This is a genomic window from Polaromonas sp. CF318 (assembly GCF_000282655.1).
GTDB lineage: Bacteria > Pseudomonadota > Gammaproteobacteria > Burkholderiales > Burkholderiaceae_C > Polaromonas.
In genome coordinates this window covers 1-16202 of the sequence record NZ_AKIV01000083.1, presented here as the reverse complement: position 1 = coordinate 16202, position 16202 = coordinate 1, and the positions used below count along the sequence as shown (strand labels likewise).

At 62.4% G+C, this 16202-nt stretch carries 12 protein-coding genes and 1 tRNA gene; all 13 read right to left on the bottom strand.

The window, feature by feature from the left end; all coding sequences use genetic code 11:
- Positions 1 to 92: 92 nt before the first annotated feature.
- Positions 93 to 1397 carry an NAD(P)/FAD-dependent oxidoreductase gene (locus PMI15_RS16275; protein WP_007871360.1) on the bottom strand — a complete coding sequence of 435 codons (1305 nt, stop codon included), beginning with the start codon at positions 1395 to 1397 and terminating at the stop codon, positions 93 to 95.
- A gap of 15 nt (positions 1398 to 1412) precedes the next feature.
- Positions 1413 to 1736: a c-type cytochrome gene (locus PMI15_RS16270; RefSeq protein WP_007871358.1), complete on the bottom strand. Its 324-nt coding sequence runs from the start codon at positions 1734 to 1736 to the stop codon at positions 1413 to 1415.
- 175 nt (positions 1737 to 1911) lie between these two features.
- Positions 1912 to 2913 carry a M48 family metalloprotease gene (locus PMI15_RS16265; protein ID WP_007871356.1) on the bottom strand — a complete coding sequence of 334 codons (1002 nt, stop codon included), beginning with the start codon at positions 2911 to 2913 and terminating at the stop codon, positions 1912 to 1914.
- A 27-nt stretch (positions 2914 to 2940) separates the two neighbouring features.
- The gene (locus PMI15_RS16260) at positions 2941 to 3534 is read right to left on the bottom strand and encodes a LemA family protein (protein ID WP_007871354.1); all 594 of its coding nucleotides are present in this window, start codon (positions 3532 to 3534) and stop codon (positions 2941 to 2943) included.
- 223 nt (positions 3535 to 3757) lie between these two features.
- Positions 3758 to 7978 carry a DNA-directed RNA polymerase subunit beta' gene (rpoC, locus tag PMI15_RS16255; RefSeq protein ID WP_007871351.1) on the bottom strand — a complete coding sequence of 1407 codons (4221 nt, stop codon included), beginning with the start codon at positions 7976 to 7978 and terminating at the stop codon, positions 3758 to 3760.
- A gap of 28 nt (positions 7979 to 8006) precedes the next feature.
- Complete coding sequence (rpoB, locus tag PMI15_RS16250; RefSeq protein WP_007871348.1) at positions 8007 to 12119, bottom strand: DNA-directed RNA polymerase subunit beta; 4113 nt, start codon at positions 12117 to 12119, stop codon at positions 8007 to 8009.
- Between the two features lie 375 nt (positions 12120 to 12494).
- Positions 12495 to 12875, bottom strand: a complete 381-nt coding sequence (gene rplL, locus PMI15_RS16245; protein ID WP_007871345.1) for a 50S ribosomal protein L7/L12 — start codon at positions 12873 to 12875, stop codon at positions 12495 to 12497.
- A gap of 41 nt (positions 12876 to 12916) precedes the next feature.
- A complete protein-coding gene (gene rplJ / locus PMI15_RS16240; protein WP_007871341.1) occupies positions 12917 to 13432 on the bottom strand; it encodes a 50S ribosomal protein L10 in 516 nt (171 codons plus the stop codon).
- A gap of 268 nt (positions 13433 to 13700) precedes the next feature.
- The gene (gene rplA / locus PMI15_RS16235) at positions 13701 to 14396 is read right to left on the bottom strand and encodes a 50S ribosomal protein L1 (protein WP_007871339.1); all 696 of its coding nucleotides are present in this window, start codon (positions 14394 to 14396) and stop codon (positions 13701 to 13703) included.
- Positions 14393 to 14827 carry a 50S ribosomal protein L11 gene (rplK, locus tag PMI15_RS16230; protein WP_007871338.1) on the bottom strand — a complete coding sequence of 145 codons (435 nt, stop codon included), beginning with the start codon at positions 14825 to 14827 and terminating at the stop codon, positions 14393 to 14395. The genes rplA and rplK overlap by 4 nt, the downstream gene beginning before the upstream one ends.
- A gap of 143 nt (positions 14828 to 14970) precedes the next feature.
- The gene (nusG, locus tag PMI15_RS16225) at positions 14971 to 15498 is read right to left on the bottom strand and encodes a transcription termination/antitermination protein NusG (RefSeq protein ID WP_369751959.1); all 528 of its coding nucleotides are present in this window, start codon (positions 15496 to 15498) and stop codon (positions 14971 to 14973) included.
- Between the two features lie 68 nt (positions 15499 to 15566).
- On the bottom strand, positions 15567 to 15950 hold the full coding sequence (gene secE / locus PMI15_RS16220) for a preprotein translocase subunit SecE (RefSeq protein WP_007871330.1): 384 nt from the start codon (positions 15948 to 15950) through the stop codon (positions 15567 to 15569).
- A 133-nt stretch (positions 15951 to 16083) separates the two neighbouring features.
- Positions 16084 to 16159: transfer RNA gene (locus PMI15_RS16215), tRNA-Trp, on the bottom strand.
- Positions 16160 to 16202 lie beyond the last annotated feature (43 nt).

The following is a 16202-nucleotide window of genomic DNA, read 5'->3' as shown; positions in this document are numbered from 1 at the left end:
ACTGCGTGTAGCCTGCTCCCCCCTCCGGGGGCGGCGCCTGCGGTCTGGCAAAGCCAGTCCCGCGGCCCCTGCTTGCAATTCGAAGGTGCCGGTCAGGCCAGAGTGTCGGCCCAGATGTTACTGGCCCAGTTCAATGCATAGACGCCTTCCAGTTCGGTGGGGCCCGTGCTGACGCCGCCGGAACCGGCGACGGCCTTGAAGGTTTTTTCGGCGGCCACGTATTCATGCACGCTGGCCACGTGGATCACGTTCTTGTTGTCGACAAAGCTGTAGCAGGTGTTGGTCAGCATGGGCGCGGGGTTGACGTCCCAGCCCGAGAGCTGGGCCACGATGGCGGCCGCCGCGACCTTGCCGTGGTTGTTGGCCATGTGGCCGCTCTTGGGCATGGCCGGCGCCACCTGGATGGAGTCGCCCAGCACGTGCACGTCTTTCGCGGCGGAGGATTCGAACGTCAGGTAGTTAACGCCGCACCAGCGGTTGTTGGCCTGGTTGTTCAGGCCCGCCTGCACGGCGATGGTGCCGGCGCGCATCGCGGGCAGCACATTGAGCACATGGGCCTTGACGTCGTCCTGCACGTCGAACCTGATGATGCCGGCCTTGGCGTCGACCGCGGTGGCCTTGTGCTGGCCGCGGTATTCAACGATGCCCTTGTATTGCTCGGCCCAGACCTTTTTGAACAGCGGGCCCTTGGAGGTGACGTCGGGATTCGCGTCAAGGATCAGCACCTTGCTGCGCGGCTTGGCAGCCTTGAAGTAGCCGGCGATCACCGAGGCGCGCTCGTAGGGGCCGGGCGGGCAACGGTAAGGCGCTTCGGGAATCGTGATGGCGTAGACGCCGCCGTCGGGCATGGCTTCGAGCTGGCGGCGCAGCGCAACGGTTTCCGCGCCGGCCTTCCAGGCCTGCAGCACCTGGCTGGAGACATTGGCCTCCTTGAGGCCTTCTATGCTGCCGAACATCAGTTCCACGCCGGGCGAAACCACCAGCTTGTCGTAGGCGATGGTGGCGCCGCGGGCCAGCGTGACGGTTTTCTTCGCGGTGTCTATGGCGCTGGCGTAGTCCTTCACCACGGTGATGCCGTGGGCGCGCGACAGGCCCGCGTAGGAGGTGGTGAGGTCGGAGATCTGCTTGCCGCCGCTGAGCACCAGGTTGGAGATCGGGCAGGAGATAAAGGCATCCTGCGGCTCGATCAGCACCACGTCGATCTGGTGGTCGGACAGCAGGCGTACATATTTGGCGGCGGTGGCGCCGCCGTAGCCGCCGCCAATTACCACGACCTTGGCCTTGGAGGGGACCGAGGTTGTGGCGCAGCCGGCCAGGCCCAACAAGCCGAGGGCGGCGCCTGATTGCAGGAAGGAGCGGCGCTTGAAGCCAGAAAGGGAATGAAGTTGCGTGTTCATGATGTTCCTTCTTCCTTACTTTTTCTGTGCGGCGAAGTAGCCGGCCAGCGACTCGATCTGCGCGTCGTTAAAGCCCTTGCTGATCTGGTGCATCACCGTAGCCGGCCGCGTGCCGGTCTTGAAGGCATTCATCTGCGCGACGATGTAGCCCTTGTCCAGGCCCGCCAGCGAGGTGACCGTGGAGCCCTCCACTACTTTGCCATTGGTTCCGTGGCAGTTGGCGCAGGTGGCGGCCAGGCTCTTCGTATAGAGCGCCTCCTTGTTTTGCGCCTGCGCCGGGGGGCAGAGGGCGAGCCACAGCAGTGGCAAGGTGAATGTCGCAAGTCGTGGGATTTTCATGAGGGTTCTCCTGACGGGTTCAAAACGCCGCTTGTATTCTTCAGCTGACAATTTAACGCGGTGCCCCTGGCACCCTATAGGGAGTATCCAGTACTTCAGCGTGCCACGTCACGCCAGCATTCGAACCATTGGTGATGTGCTTAGCACCAGCTTATCGAAGACATGCCGTCCGCGCTCAGAAAATGGCGTCGGGCCGCGTCGCGATTTCATCCTGCGTGGACAGCGCCGCCATGGGCCGGCCGTAGATCTGGAAGATGCGCTCGGCCAGCGGCGGGTGGCTGGCAAACCACCTGCCCTCGGCACGCATATCCACCAGCAGCATGTGCTGCACGGCCGGATGCAGGCTGCGCGACGGCGCCATACCCTGTTCCAGCTCGCCGGCCACCTTGCGCAGCACACCGCCCAGGCCTTCGCGGCTGCGCGTGAACTGCACGGCGCGCGCGTCGGCCAGGAACTCGCGCTGGCGCGAGATCGCCGCCTTGAGCGCGCGCCCCGCCAGCCAGCCCAGCGAACCGCTGACCAGAATGGGAAAGCCGGGCAAGGCGAGAAAAGAGCGCTGGCCGTTCGCGTCGGCGCTGCACATGCTGCGGCCCAGGTTGAAAATCATTTCCAGTCCGAACACCATGCCCGCCAGCCGCATGTTCAGGCGCGTGTCGCCCTCGCGCAGGTGGCTCAGTTCGTGGGCCACCAGGCCTTGCAGCTCGTCGCGCGTGAGCTTGTCGAGCGCGCCTTGCGTGACGGCGATGACGGCGTCGTCCTCGCCCCAGCCCGCGGCGAAGGCATTGATCGCATCCAGGCGCGGCAGCACCATGGCCAGCGGTGGTTTCATGCTGGCGGCAATGGCCAGCTCATCGATGATGTTGCAAAGCTTCTGCTCCGCCTCCCGGCTGGCGGGCCAGGCTTCACGCGCGCCTACGCGGCGTGCCAGCGCTTCGCCGCCGCTGCTCAGCACGGAAGTCTCCAACCACCAGCCGCCCAGCACAAACAGCAGGGTCACCGAGGTGTTGACGCTGAAGAAGTAAGCCGGGTAGCCGCTAAAGCCCGGCGTCACCAGCCGCCAGGCCAAGGCCAGCGCACCATTGACGCCCAGCAGCAACGCAAGCAGGGTCAGACCGAAGAGCAGCAGCAGCCGCAGGGTCTGGGTGCGGGCGGTTTCCTGCCGTTCAAAAAAACGCATGACAGGAAGTGAAAAGCGTGAGGGCCGTCACATTTGAATGCGCACAGCCTGGCGCTCAGCGGCATTCTCGGTCGCGCGCAGCATGGCCGAGGGCGCGAAGCCAAACGTGCGGGCAATCAACACGGCCGGGAACTGCCCCTGCGCATTGTTGTAGTCGAGCACGGCGTCGTTGTAGGCCTGGCGCGCGAAACCGACCTTGTTTTCGGTGCTCGTGAGTTCTTCGCTGAGTTCGCGAATCGTCTGGTCGGCCTTGAGTTCCGGATAAGCCTCGGCCACGGCGAAGAGGCGTCCCAGGCTGCCTTCGAGCGACTGCTCGGCGGCGGCCAGCGCGGTGACGGCGCCGGCGTTGGCGGGCCGGCTGCGCACCGCATCGCTGGCGCTGCGCGCCTGGTTGCGCGCCAACATCACGGCTTCCAGCGTGCTTTGTTCATGCTGCAGGTATTTCTTGGCGGCTTCCACCAGGTTGGGAATCAGGTCGTAACGGCGCTTGAGCTGCACGTCGATCTGGCCGAAGGCATTGGCAATGATGTTTTTGTGCCGTACCAGCCGGTTGTAGGCGCCCACGGCCCAGAAAACCAGCAGGGCAAACACGGCGATGGCGACAAGCGTACTGAGGGACATGGGGCTCCTTGGTGCGGGGGATCCCGTAAGCCGGGAAACAGGCGAATAAGCGACTAGGCCGGAAGGCTGCCGCGAGGTTAACTGCTTTTGGGCCGGATCGGCAAGCCGGCCGCCCGCCCGGTGTGGCAACCACGCGGCAAGCGCCCAAAAAAAAAGCCCCACACCTTTGCAGGGTGTGGGGCCGGGCGCCTTTCAGGGCGCCGGGAGCTTCTTGCCAGCCGGCTTACTCGGAAGCGGCGCTGTCGCCACCGGTTTCAGCCGCGGCGGGCATCGCTTCCAGTTCGGCGGCTTCGGCTTCGGCGATGGCACGGCGCTCGGCGTCGTCCATCTGGTCCTTGGCCTTGCGTGCCTCGTGGTAAGCCATGCCGGTGCCGGCGGGGATCAAGCGGCCGACGATCACGTTCTCCTTGAGGCCGCGCAGCTCGTCGCGCTTGCCCATGATGGCAGCCTCGGTGAGCACGCGGGTGGTTTCCTGGAAGGAAGCCGCGGAGATGAACGAATCGGTCGACAGCGAAGCCTTGGTGATACCGAGCAGCAGGTTGCTGTAGGTGGCCGGGACCTTGCCTTCGGCGCGCAAGGCGTCGTTGGCGTCCAGCATGGCGGAACGCTCGACCTGCTCGCCGGCGATGTAGCTGGAATCGCCGACGTTTTCAACGACCACGCGGCGCAGCATCTGGCGAACAATCACTTCGATGTGCTTGTCGTTGATCTTCACGCCCTGCAGGCGGTAAACGTCCTGCACTTCGTCGACGATGTAGCGGGCCAGCTCTTCCATGCCCAGCAGGCGCAGGATGTCTTGCGGGTCGGCGGGGCCGTCCACAATCGATTCGCCCTTGTTGACCACCTGGCCTTCGTGCACCAGGATGTTCTTTTCCTTGGGGACCAGGTCTTCCCAGACCTTGCCGTCGGGATCGGTGATCTGCAGGCGAACCTTGCCCTTGGTCTCCTTGCCGAAGGACACGGTGCCGGTCATCTCAGCCAGCGTGCCCTTGTCTTTCGGCGTACGGGCTTCGAACAACTCGGCCACACGCGGCAGACCGCCGGTAATGTCGCGGGTCTTCTGGCCTTCGATCGGGATACGGGCCAGCACTTCGCCGGGGCCCACGTCCTGGCCGTCGCGCACCTGGACCAGCGCGCCCACCTGGAAGCCGATCGTCACCGAGTGATCGGTGCCGGGGATCTTGACTTCGTGGCCGGAAGCGTCGATCAGCTTGACCTGCGGACGGATCACCTTCGTGGCGCCGCGGCGTTTCGGGTCGATCACCACCAGGGTGGACAGGCCCGTCACATCGTCAACCTGCTTGGCAACCGTCACGCCTTCTTCCACATTCTCGAAGGCCACCTTGCCGGCGAACTCGGTAATGATGGGGCGCGTCAGCGGATCCCAGTTGGCCAGGATGGCGCCGGCCTTGATGGTCTGGTCGGCCTTGACGGTCAGCGTGGCGCCGTAAGGCACCTTGTGGCGCTCGCGCTCACGGCCGTGCTCGTCATGGATGATGATCTCGCCGGAGCGGGCGATCACGACCAGCTCGCCCTTGCTGTTGGTCACATAGCGCATCGGTGCGTTGAAACCGATCACGCCGTTGGACTTGGCCTCGACACTGGAAGCGATGGCCGCGCGCGATGCGGCGCCGCCGATGTGGAAGGTCCGCATCGTCAGCTGGGTGCCGGGCTCGCCGATCGACTGGGCGGCGATGATACCGACCGCTTCGCCGATGTTGATCAGGCCGCCGCGGCCCAAGTCGCGTCCGTAGCACTTGGCGCACAGGCCGAAGCGGGTTTCGCAGGTCAGCGCGGTGCGCACCTTGACTTCGTCCACGCCGGCTGCTTCGAGTTCTTCGATCAGGTCTTCGTCCAGCATGACGCCGGCCTTGACCAGAACCGAGCGGTTCTCGGGGTGCAGCACGTCTTCGACCGAGGTGCGGCCGAGGATACGGTCGCGCAGCGATTCGATGACTTCACCGCCTTCGACGATGGCGCGCATGAGCGAGCCTTCCTGGGTGCCGCAATCCTCTTCGGTCACGACCAGATCCTGCACCACGTCGCACAGGCGGCGTGTGAGGTAGCCGGAGTTGGCGGTTTTCAGCGCCGTGTCGGCCAGACCCTTACGGGCGCCGTGGGTGGAGATGAAGTACTCCAGCACGTTCAGGCCTTCGCGGAAGTTGGCGGTGATCGGCGTTTCGATGATGGAGCCGTCAGGCTTGGCCATCAGACCGCGCATACCGGCCACCTGGCGAATCTGCGCGGCGGAGCCGCGGGCGCCCGAGTCGGCCATCATGTAGATGGAGTTGAAGGATTCCTGCTCGACTTCCTTGCCGTTGCGGTCGATGACCTTCTCTTTCGAGAGCTGGGACATCATCACCTTGGACACTTCGTCGCCGGACTTGCCCCAGATGTCCACCACCTTGTTGTAACGCTCGCCGGAGGTCACCAGGCCAGAGACATACTGCTGCTCGATCTCTTTGACTTCCTTCTGGGCGCGCGCAATGATGGCGGGCTTTTCCTTGGGAATCAGCATGTCGTCGATGCAGATCGAGATGCCGGCCTTGGTCGCCAGGCGGAAACCCGACTGCAGCAGCTTGTCGGCGAACACCACGGTCTCTTTCAGGCCGCACTTGCGGAAGGACACGTTGATCAGCTTGGAGATTTCCTTCTTCTTCAACGCCTTGTTGATGTTGGAGAAGGGCAGGCCCTTGGGCAGGATCTCGGAGAGCAGCGCGCGGCCGCCGGTGGTTTCCCACAGCTTGGTCGACGGCACGAACTCGCCGGTGGCCTTGTCCTTGGTGTACTCGGTCAGGCGCACGCTGATGCGGGCGTTCAGGTCGAGCTCGCCCGCGTCGAAAGCGCGGCGGACTTCACCGGTGTCCGAGAACACCAGGCCTTCGCCCTTGCCGTTGGTACGGTCGCGGGTCGTGTAGTACAGGCCCAGCACAACGTCCTGCGAAGGAACGATGGAGGGCTCGCCGTTGGCGGGGAACAGGATGTTGTTCGAAGCCAGCATCAGGGTGCGGGCTTCCATCTGCGCTTCCACCGACAGCGGCACGTGGACGGCCATCTGGTCGCCGTCGAAGTCGGCGTTGAAGGCCGAGCAGACGAGCGGGTGCAGCTGGATGGCCTTGCCTTCGATCAGGATGGGCTCAAAGGCCTGGATGCCGAGGCGGTGCAGCGTGGGCGCGCGGTTGAGCATCACGGGGTGTTCCTTGATGACCTCTTCCAGGATGTCCCAGACCACCGGCGTGCCGGATTCGACTTCCTTCTTCGCCGCCTTGATGGTCGTGGCGATGCCGCGCGACTCGAGCTGCGCGAAGATGAAAGGCTTGAACAGTTCCAGCGCCATCAGCTTGGGCAGGCCGCACTGGTGCAGCTTGAGCGTCGGGCCCACGGTGATCACGGAACGGCCGGAGTAGTCGACGCGTTTGCCCAGCAAGTTCTGGCGGAAACGGCCCGACTTGCCCTTGATCATGTCGGCCAGCGACTTCAGCGCGCGCTTGTTGGCGCCCGTCATGGCCTTGCCGCGGCGGCCGTTGTCCAGCAGCGAGTCGACGGCTTCCTGCAGCATGCGCTTTTCGTTGCGCGCGATGATTTCAGGGGCCTTCAGCTCCAGCAGGCGGCGCAGGCGGCTGTTGCGGTTGATGACGCGGCGATACAGGTCGTTCAGGTCGGAGGTCGCGAAGCGGCCGCCGTCCAGCGGCACCAGCGGACGCAGGTCCGGCGGCAGCACGGGCAGCACGTCGAGCACCATCCAGCCCGGCTTGATGCCGGACTTCTTGAACGCTTCCATCAATTTCAAACGCTTGGCGTTTTTCTTGATCTTGATTTCGGAGCCGGTCAGGTCGTTGCGCAGCTTCTCGATTTCGACGTCCAGGTCCAGCCCTTCGAGCAGGTCCTTGATGCCTTCGGCGCCCATCTTGGCGGTGTATTCGTCGCCGTATTCCTTGCGCTTGGCGTCGTAGTCGTCTTCCGACATGATGCTGAATTTCTTCAGCGGGGTCATGCCGGGGTCGGTCACCACGTATGCTTCAAAGTACAGCACACGTTCGATGTCGCGCAGCGTCATGTCGAGCACCAGGCCCAGGCGCGACGGCAGCGACTTCAGGAACCAGATGTGCGCGCACGGGGCGGCGAGGTCGATGTGACCCATGCGCTCGCGGCGGACCTTGGTCTGCGTGACTTCAACGCCGCACTTCTCGCAGATGACACCGCGGTGCTTCAGGCGCTTGTACTTGCCGCACAGGCATTCGTAGTCCTTGATGGGGCCAAAGATCTTGGCGCAAAAAAGACCGTCGCGCTCGGGCTTGAAGGTACGGTAGTTGATGGTTTCAGGCTTCTTGACTTCGCCGAAAGACCACGAACGGATCTTCTCGGGCGAGGCCATGCCGATCTTGATGGCATCGAAATGCTCATCCGGCGTGAATTGCTTGAACAGGTCGAGTAATGATTTCATGAGTTAAATCCTTTTCTTTCCTGTTGAATTAGCTGCGTTCCAGCTCGATGTCGATACCGAGCGAACGGATTTCCTTGACCAGCACGTTGAACGACTCGGGCATCCCCGCCGTGATCGCGTGCTCGCCCTTGACGATGCTCTCGTACACCTTGGTACGGCCCTGCACGTCGTCGGACTTGACGGTGAGCATTTCCTGCAGCGTGTAGGAGGCGCCATAGGCTTCCAGCGCCCAGACCTCCATCTCGCCGAAACGCTGTCCGCCGAACTGCGCCTTGCCGCCCAAAGGCTGCTGCGTGACCAGGCTGTAGGGGCCGGTCGAGCGGGCGTGCATCTTGTCGTCCACCAGGTGGTGCAGCTTCAGGACGTGCATGTAGCCGACCGTCGTGGTGCGCTCGAACTGGTCGCCCGTCCGGCCGTCGTACAGCTGGGCCTGCGTGCGCGTCGCCGTCAGGCCCTTGGCCTTGGCGATGTCGTCCGGGTAGGCCAGCTTGAGCATGGTCATGATGTCTTCTTCCGAAGCGCCGTCGAACACCGGCGTCGCGAAGGGCACGCCGCTGGCCAGGTTGCCGGCCATCTCGAGCACGTCGGTATCCGACAGTTTGGCCAGGTCTTCACCGCGGCCCGACTTGTTGTACAGCGTTTCCATGAACTTGCGCAGCTCGGCCACCTTGGCTTCGGCCTGCAGCATGTCGCCGATACGCTGGCCCAGGCCCTTGGCGGCCCAGCCCAGGTGGACTTCAAGCACCTGGCCCACGTTCATGCGCGAAGGCACGCCCAGCGGGTTCAGCACGATGTCGCACGGCGTGCCGTCGGCCATGTAGGGCATGTCTTCGACCGGAACGATCTTGGACACCACACCCTTGTTGCCGTGGCGGCCGGCCATCTTGTCGCCGGGTTGCAGGCGGCGCTTGACGGCCAGGTAGACCTTGACCATCTTGAGCACGCCGGCCGGCAGTTCGTCGCCCTGCGTGAGCTTCTTGCGCTTTTCCTCGAAAGCCAGGTCGAAGCTGTGGCGCGTCTGCTCCATGGCGTTCTTGACGCTTTCGAGCTGCGAAGCCACTTCGTCGTCCGCCGGGCGGATGTCGAACCAGTGGTACTTCTCGACGTCGGCCAGGTAGGCCTTGTCGATCTTGCTGCCCTTGGCGAGCTTTTTCGGGCCGCCGTTGGCGACCTTGCCGACGAGCAGTTTTTCGATACGGTCGAACGCGTCGGCCTCGACGATGCGCAACTGGTCGTTCAGGTCCAGGCGGAAGCGCTTGAGTTCGTCGTCGATGATCTGCTGGGCGCGCTTGTCGCGAACGATGCCTTCACGGGTGAAGACCTGCACGTCGATCACGGTGCCCTGCGAGCCCTGGCTCACGCGCAGCGAGGTGTCTTTCACGTCGCTGGCTTTTTCGCCGAAGATGGCGCGCAGCAGTTTTTCTTCCGGCGTCAGCGTGGTCTCGCCCTTGGGCGTGACCTTGCCGACCAGCGTGTCGCCCGGCTGGACTTCGGCACCGACATAAATGATGCCGGACTCGTCGAGGCGGTTCAGTTGCTGCTCGGACAGGTTCGGGATGTCGCGCGTGATTTCTTCGGAGCCCAGCTTGGTGTCGCGGGCCATTACGACGAGTTCTTCGATGTGGATCGAGGTGTAGCGGTCTTCGGCCACCACACGCTCGGAGATCAGGATCGAATCCTCGAAGTTGTAGCCGTTCCAGGGCATGAAAGCCACCAGCATGTTCTGGCCCAGTGCCAGCTCGCCGATGTCCGTCGATGCGCCGTCGGCGATCACGTCACCCTTGGCCAGCTTGTCGCCCATCTTGACGATGGGGCGCTGGTGGATATTGGTGTTCTGGTTGGAACGCTGGTACTTGATCAGGTTGTAGATGTCCACGCCGACTTCGCCGGCCAGGGCTTCCGCATCGTTGACGCGCACCACGATGCGGGTGGCATCGACGTAGTCGACCACGCCGCCGCGATTGGCCGTCACCACGGTGCCGGAGTCGACCGCGGAAACGCGCTCGATGCCGGTGCCGACGAAGGCCTTCTCGGGACGCAGAACGGGCACGGCCTGGCGCTGCATGTTGGCGCCCATCAGCGCGCGGTTGGCGTCATCGTGCTCCAGGAAGGGCACGAGCGAAGCGGCCACCGAGACGATCTGCGCGGGCGACACGTCCATGTACTGGATGCGTTCCGCGCCGACCAGCACGGACTCGCCGTTTTCACGGGCGGACACCAGGTCGCCGGTCAGCTTGCCGGACTCGTCCAGTGCGGCATTGGCCTGGGCAATCACGTACTTGCCTTCTTCGATGGCCGACAGGTAGTCGATCTGGTCGGTGATCTTGCTGTCCACCACACGGCGGTACGGGGTTTCGATGAAACCGTACTCGTTGAGGCGGGCGTACAGGGCCAGCGAGTTGATCAGGCCGATGTTCGGGCCTTCGGGCGTTTCAATCGGGCAGACGCGGCCGTAATGGGTCACGTGCACGTCGCGCACTTCGAAGCCTGCGCGTTCGCGGGTCAAACCGCCCGGGCCAAGTGCCGAAACGCGGCGCTTGTGGGTGATCTCGGACAGCGGGTTGGTCTGGTCCATGAACTGCGACAGCTGCGACGCGCCGAAGAATTCCTTCAGGGCGGCGGAGATCGGCTTGCTGTTGATCAGGTCGTGCGGCATCAAGGGCTCTTGCTCGGCCTGGCCCAGACGCTCCTTCACGGCCTTTTCGATACGCGCCAATCCGGTGCGGTACTGGTTCTCGGCAAGTTCGCCGACGCAGCGCACGCGGCGGTTGCCGAGGTGGTCAATGTCATCGACTTCGCCGTTGCCGTTGCGCAGGTCAACCAGGATCTTGACCACGGCGAGGATGTCCTCGTTGGTCATGACCATGGGGCCGGTGGAAGAATCGCGGCCGACGCGGGCGTTGAACTTCATGCGGCCCACGCGCGACAGGTCGTAGGTGTCCGGGTTGTAGAACAGGCGCTGGAACAGGGCCTGCACCGCGTCTTCCGTCGGCGGCTCGCCGGGGCGCATCATGCGATAGATGGCGACACGGGCGGCGAACTCGTCGGCCGTTTCGTCGGCGCGCAGGGTTTGCGAGATGTACGCGCCCTGGTCGAGTTCATTGGTGTACAGCACCTGCAGGTCCTGCACGCCGGCCGCGCGCAGCTTCTTGAGCAGCACTTCGGTCAGCTCGTCATTGGCCTTGGCGATGATTTCACCGGTTTCGGCGTCAACGATGTTCTTGGCGACCACGCGGCCGACCAGGAAGTCTTCCGGCACGCTGATGGTGGTGGTGTTGCTTTGCTCGAGTTCACGCGTGTGGCGAACCGTGATGCGCTTGTCTTTCGCGACCACGACCTTGCCGTTCTTGTCGGTGATGTCGAAACGCGCCACTTCGCCGCGCATGCGCTCGGCGACGAATTCCATCTGCGCGCCACTGTCCATCAGGCGGAAGTTGTCGAACACGAAGAAGTTCGCGAGGATGGATTCCGGGTTCAGGCCGATGGCCTTGAGCAGGATGGTGACCGGCATCTTGCGGCGGCGGTCGACGCGGAAATACAGCACGTCCTTCGGGTCGAATTCGAAGTCGAGCCAGGAGCCGCGGTAAGGAATGATGCGGGCGGAGAACAGCAGTTTGCCCGAGCTGTGGGTTTTACCCTTGTCATGCTCAAAAAACACGCCGGGAGAGCGATGCAACTGGGACACGATCACGCGTTCGGTTCCGTTGATCACGAAGGAGCCCTTGTCGGTCATCAGGGGCACTTCGCCCATGTAGACTTCCTGCTCTTTCACTTCCTTGACCACCTTGGACTGCGACGTGGAAGATTCGCGGTCGTAAATGATCAGTTGCACCTTGGCGCGCACGGCCGAGGCGAAGGTGAGTCCACGGGTCTGGCACTCGCGCACATCGAAGGCGGGCTTGGCGAGGTTGTACTCGATGAATTTCATCTCGACAAAACCATTGTGCGAGACGATAGGGAATGCGTTGTCAAACGCTGCCTGCAGGCCTTCGATGGTGCGCTTCTGGGGCGCGCGGTCGGCTTGCAGGAACGCTGTGTACGCGTCTTTCTGCATTTGCAGCAAATAGGGAACAGTCAACACGCTTTCGCGGTTGCCGAAGCTTTTGCGGATGCGTTTACGTTCGGTGTAGGAATAGGCCATGAGTTCTCCGCGTTGATGGGCTCTGGCGACTCTCGTGCCCGAATACACCACGTATTCAGGCAGCTTGGTGGTTGGCCACTACCAACCATGGCGGACGGCGACGCATTGCACGTCACCCGAACCAAGGCGTTTTCTGCAGTCGGGGTCAGAAAACACTGGAAAGCAGACGGTTTAAGTCTGCTTTCCAGTGTTTCTACAAAACACTGGGCAGGCTGCAGGCCTGCAGGATTCGAGGAAACTGACAGGCTACGGGCCTGCAAGGGTTCGAAGAACACTGAGAAGAAGACGGTTTAAATCCTCTTTTCGGCGTGCTCCTTGAAGCACGAAAGGCTGGAAGCCCGACTACGGTCTTCCAGCCTTCTCGAACACCAAGAATTACTTGAGTTCGACTTTCGCGCCGGCTTCTTCGAGCTTCTTCTTGGCGGCTTCTGCGTCGGCCTTGGGAGCGCCTTCCTTGACGTTCTTCGGAGCGCCGTCCACCAGGTCCTTGGCTTCTTTCAGGCCCAGACCGGTGATTTCGCGCACGGCCTTGATGACCGACACCTTGTTTGCGCCGGCTTCGAGCAGCACGACGTTGAAGTCGGTCTTCTCTTCAGCAGCAGCTGCACCGCCGCCACCGCCGCCGCCGGCAGCGGGAGCAGCCATGGCGGCTGCGCTCACGCCAAATTTCTCTTCGATGGCTTTCACCAGGTCGTTGAGTTCGAGGACCGTCATGCTATCCAGCGCGGTCAGAAATGCGTCTTTATCGAATGCCATTTTGATTTCCTAAAAAAGTTGGGTAATTACGCTGCCAGTGCTTAGGCTGCTGCGGGGGCTTCGGCCGCGCCGCCGCCCTTTTTCGCCGCCAGGGCGCCCAGCACAACGGCCGTACGCGACATGGGCGACATCAGCAAGCCACACACCTGGGCCAGCAACACTTCCTTGGAAGGGATGTTGGCCAGTTGCTTCACGCCGTTCACGTCCAGGGTCTTGCCACCGAATGCACCGCCGCGAATGACCAGCTTGTCGTTGGTCTTGGCGAAGTCAGATACCACTTTCGCGGCAGCTACTGCATCTGTGGAAAAGCCGTAGATCAGCGGACCGGTCATCTGGTCGGACACGACTTCGAATGCGCTACCGGCCACGGCACGGCGAGCCAGGGTGTTCTTCAGAACACTCAGGGTCACGCCTTTGTCGCGGGCTTGGCTGCGCAGACGGGTCATGTCGGCGACCGTGATACCACGGTATTCCGCCATCACGAGCGTTTGAGCTTTAGCGGCGAGGCCGGTCACTTCATCAATGACGGCTTGTTTCTCACTGCGGTTGAGACTCAAGGTCTACTCCTTAAAAATGTGCCGTCGGGTTCCGGCCGGCTTGCGCCGGCCTTCAGCCCTTCAACACGCTCATGTTCAGCGACCAACTGTTTTCAGATTCTTTGCAAAACCATTCAAGCAGCGGGACCGCCATCTGCGTTGGCTGTCTTTCGATTAAGCGGCGAGCCCAAAAGCCCACCGCGCCAACGGTCTTGGATGACCTGCCGGAGCGAACCCCGGCAGCCCACCACATCGGGCAGCCCTTGCGGAGCCACCCAAATTTTCGCGATTACGCTGCGATGGTTTGCGTGTCGACGCGAACGCCCACACCCATCGTCGACGAAACCGCTACCTTCTTCAAATACACACCCTTGCTCGAAGCCGGCTTGGCTTTTTGCAGCGCGTCGATCAGCGCGGCCAGATTGCCCTGCAGCTTGTCGGTATCGAACGAGCGGCGGCCGATGGTGCCGTGCACGATACCGGCCTTGTCGACGCGGAACTGGACCTGGCCGGCTTTCGCGTTCTTGACGGCGGTAGCGACGTCAGGCGTCACGGTGCCGACCTTGGGGTTGGGCATCAGGCCGCGGGGGCCGAGCACCTGGCCCAGGGTACCCACGATGCGCATGGCATCGGGGGAGGCGATCACCACGTCGAAGTCCATCTTGCCGGCCTTGATTTCGGCGGCCAAATCGTCCATGCCGACGATGTCGGCGCCAGCGGCCTTGGCTTCTTCAGCCTTGGCGCCTTGTGCGAACACGGCCACGCGCTTGGTCTTACCGGTGCCGTTAGGCAGCACGACCGCGCCGCGAACGACCTGGTCGGACTTCTTGGCGTCGATGCCGAGCTGCACAGCCACGTCGATGGACTCATCGAACTTGGCGACGGCGAACTCTTTCACAAGGCCCAGGGCCTCGGGCAAGGCGTACAGCTTGTTGCTGTCGATCTTGTTGCCAATGGTTTTTTGGCGCTTGGTCAGCTTGCTCATACAACACCCTCCACCGACACGCCCATGGAGCGAGCCGTACCGGCAATCGTGCGAACTGCAGCGTCGAGGTCTGCAGCCGTCATGTCTTTCATTTTGGTCTTGGCGATTTCTTCCAGCTGCGCGCGGGAGATCTTGCCCACCTTCACCGTGTGCGGCGTGGACGAGCCCTTGTCGAGCTTGATGGCCTTTTTGATCAGAACGCCTGCGGGAGGCGTCTTGATCACAAAGGTAAAGCTCTTGTCGGCAAATGCCGTGATCACCACAGGCAGTGGCAGACCTGGCTCGACACCCTGGGTCTGCGCATTGAATGCCTTGCAGAATTCCATGATGTTCAGGCCGCGCTGACCGAGCGCAGGGCCGATCGGGGGGGACGGGTTGGCCTTACCAGCTGGCACTTGCAGCTTGATGAAGCCGACGATTTTTTTCGCCATACTTTTCTCCTTGCGGGTCATAACGCCTGGGCGCCGCCATCAAGGCAGGCCCGGGCTCCCCGGGGGTTACACAACTCAAAAACAGTCCCTGGGGACCGTTTCGCGCCGAGTTGCAAGGCGCGAAATCAAATACCGGACCGAAATTACGTTTTTTCGATCTGGCTGAATTCCAGTTCCACTGGCGTGGCGCGGCCGAAAATCGTGACCGACACACGCACCTTGTTCTTGTCGTAGTTGACCTCTTCGACCGTGCCATTGAAGTCGGTGAACGGGCCGTCCTTGACGCGCACGTATTCGCCGGCTTCGAACTCCACCTTGTGGCGTGGCTTCTCGGTGCCGACCTGCATCTGGCTGACGATCTTCTGGACGTCTTCCTCGGAGATCGGGGCCGGGCGGTTCTTGGCACCACCGACAAAACCGGTGACCTTGTTGGTGTGCTTCACCAGGTGCCAGGTTTCGTCGTCCATGACCATTTCGACCAGGACGTAACCGGGAAAAAAGCGGCGTTCCGTCGTCTTTTTCTGGCCGTTCTTGATTTCGACCACCTCTTCGGTGGGCACCAGGAAACGGCCGAACTTGGACTGCATGCCCGCGCGGTTGATGCGTTCGACGATATTGCGCTCGACCGCTTTTTCCATGCCGGAGTAGGCATGGACGACATACCACTGCATGCCTGGCGTCGGCGTGAGGGACGTACCCGCCGCCACTTCGCTGACTACCGTGCCATTCAGATCGCTCATTATCGTTTCCATCCCAGGATCAGGTCGTAAAACACCCACTCGAGCGTCTTGTCCGTAAACCACAAAAAGAGCGCCATGATCACCACAAAACCGAACACATAGGCCGTCATTTGAATGGCCTCCCTGCGGGCGGGCCAGACGACTTTCCGGACTTCGCGCCAGGAATCGCGGCCGAAAGCCACGAATTGTTTGCCCGGCTCGGACAGCATGAACACCGCCACGGCCGCCACCAGCCCAAGGATCAGGGCGCCCCACTGAACCACCTGACCTTGTTTGGCCAGCAGGTAAAAGCCCACCAATGAAGCCAGCACCAGAGCAATGGCCGCGCCCAGCTTGGCCTTGTCGGCGCTGGTACTGACGGTTTCAACTTGAGAAGTGGCCATGGTCGGCGGATTTCCTGTTCAATCTTCGGGCGCCTTTTCAGACGCTTAAGCCCACCTGGAGTTTTGACTCCCGGCGGGCTTGCTTTTTAACTTTTCAAACCACCCTCAGCGCTGATACACATCAACCATCAGGTGGCAGGGGCAGTAGGAATCGAACCTACAACCTTCGGTTTTGGAGACCGACGCTCTGCCAATTGAGCTATACCCCTCCATCAAACCTCACAAATCAGGCGATGATCTTGGCCACGACGC

Excerpts from the sequence above, each read along its gene's own strand:
- PMI15_RS16275 (WP_007871360.1), bottom strand. The coding sequence starts at position 1,397 with ATGAACACGCAACTTCATTCCCTTTCTGGCTTCAAGCGCCGCTCCTTC.
- PMI15_RS16270 (WP_007871358.1), bottom strand. The coding sequence starts at position 1,736 with ATGAAAATCCCACGACTTGCGACATTCACCTTGCCACTGCTGTGGCTC.
- PMI15_RS16265 (WP_007871356.1), bottom strand. The coding sequence starts at position 2,913 with ATGCGTTTTTTTGAACGGCAGGAAACCGCCCGCACCCAGACCCTGCGG.
- PMI15_RS16260 (WP_007871354.1), bottom strand. The coding sequence starts at position 3,534 with ATGTCCCTCAGTACGCTTGTCGCCATCGCCGTGTTTGCCCTGCTGGTT.
- rpoC (WP_007871351.1), bottom strand. The coding sequence starts at position 7,978 with ATGAAATCATTACTCGACCTGTTCAAGCAATTCACGCCGGATGAGCAT.
- rpoB (WP_007871348.1), bottom strand. The coding sequence starts at position 12,119 with ATGGCCTATTCCTACACCGAACGTAAACGCATCCGCAAAAGCTTCGGC.
- rplL (WP_007871345.1), bottom strand. The coding sequence starts at position 12,875 with ATGGCATTCGATAAAGACGCATTTCTGACCGCGCTGGATAGCATGACG.
- rplA (WP_007871339.1), bottom strand. The coding sequence starts at position 14,396 with ATGAGCAAGCTGACCAAGCGCCAAAAAACCATTGGCAACAAGATCGAC.
- rplK (WP_007871338.1), bottom strand. The coding sequence starts at position 14,827 with ATGGCGAAAAAAATCGTCGGCTTCATCAAGCTGCAAGTGCCAGCTGGT.
- nusG (WP_369751959.1), bottom strand. The coding sequence starts at position 15,498 with ATGCAGTGGTATGTCGTCCATGCCTACTCCGGCATGGAAAAAGCGGTC.
- secE (WP_007871330.1), bottom strand. The coding sequence starts at position 15,950 with ATGGCCACTTCTCAAGTTGAAACCGTCAGTACCAGCGCCGACAAGGCC.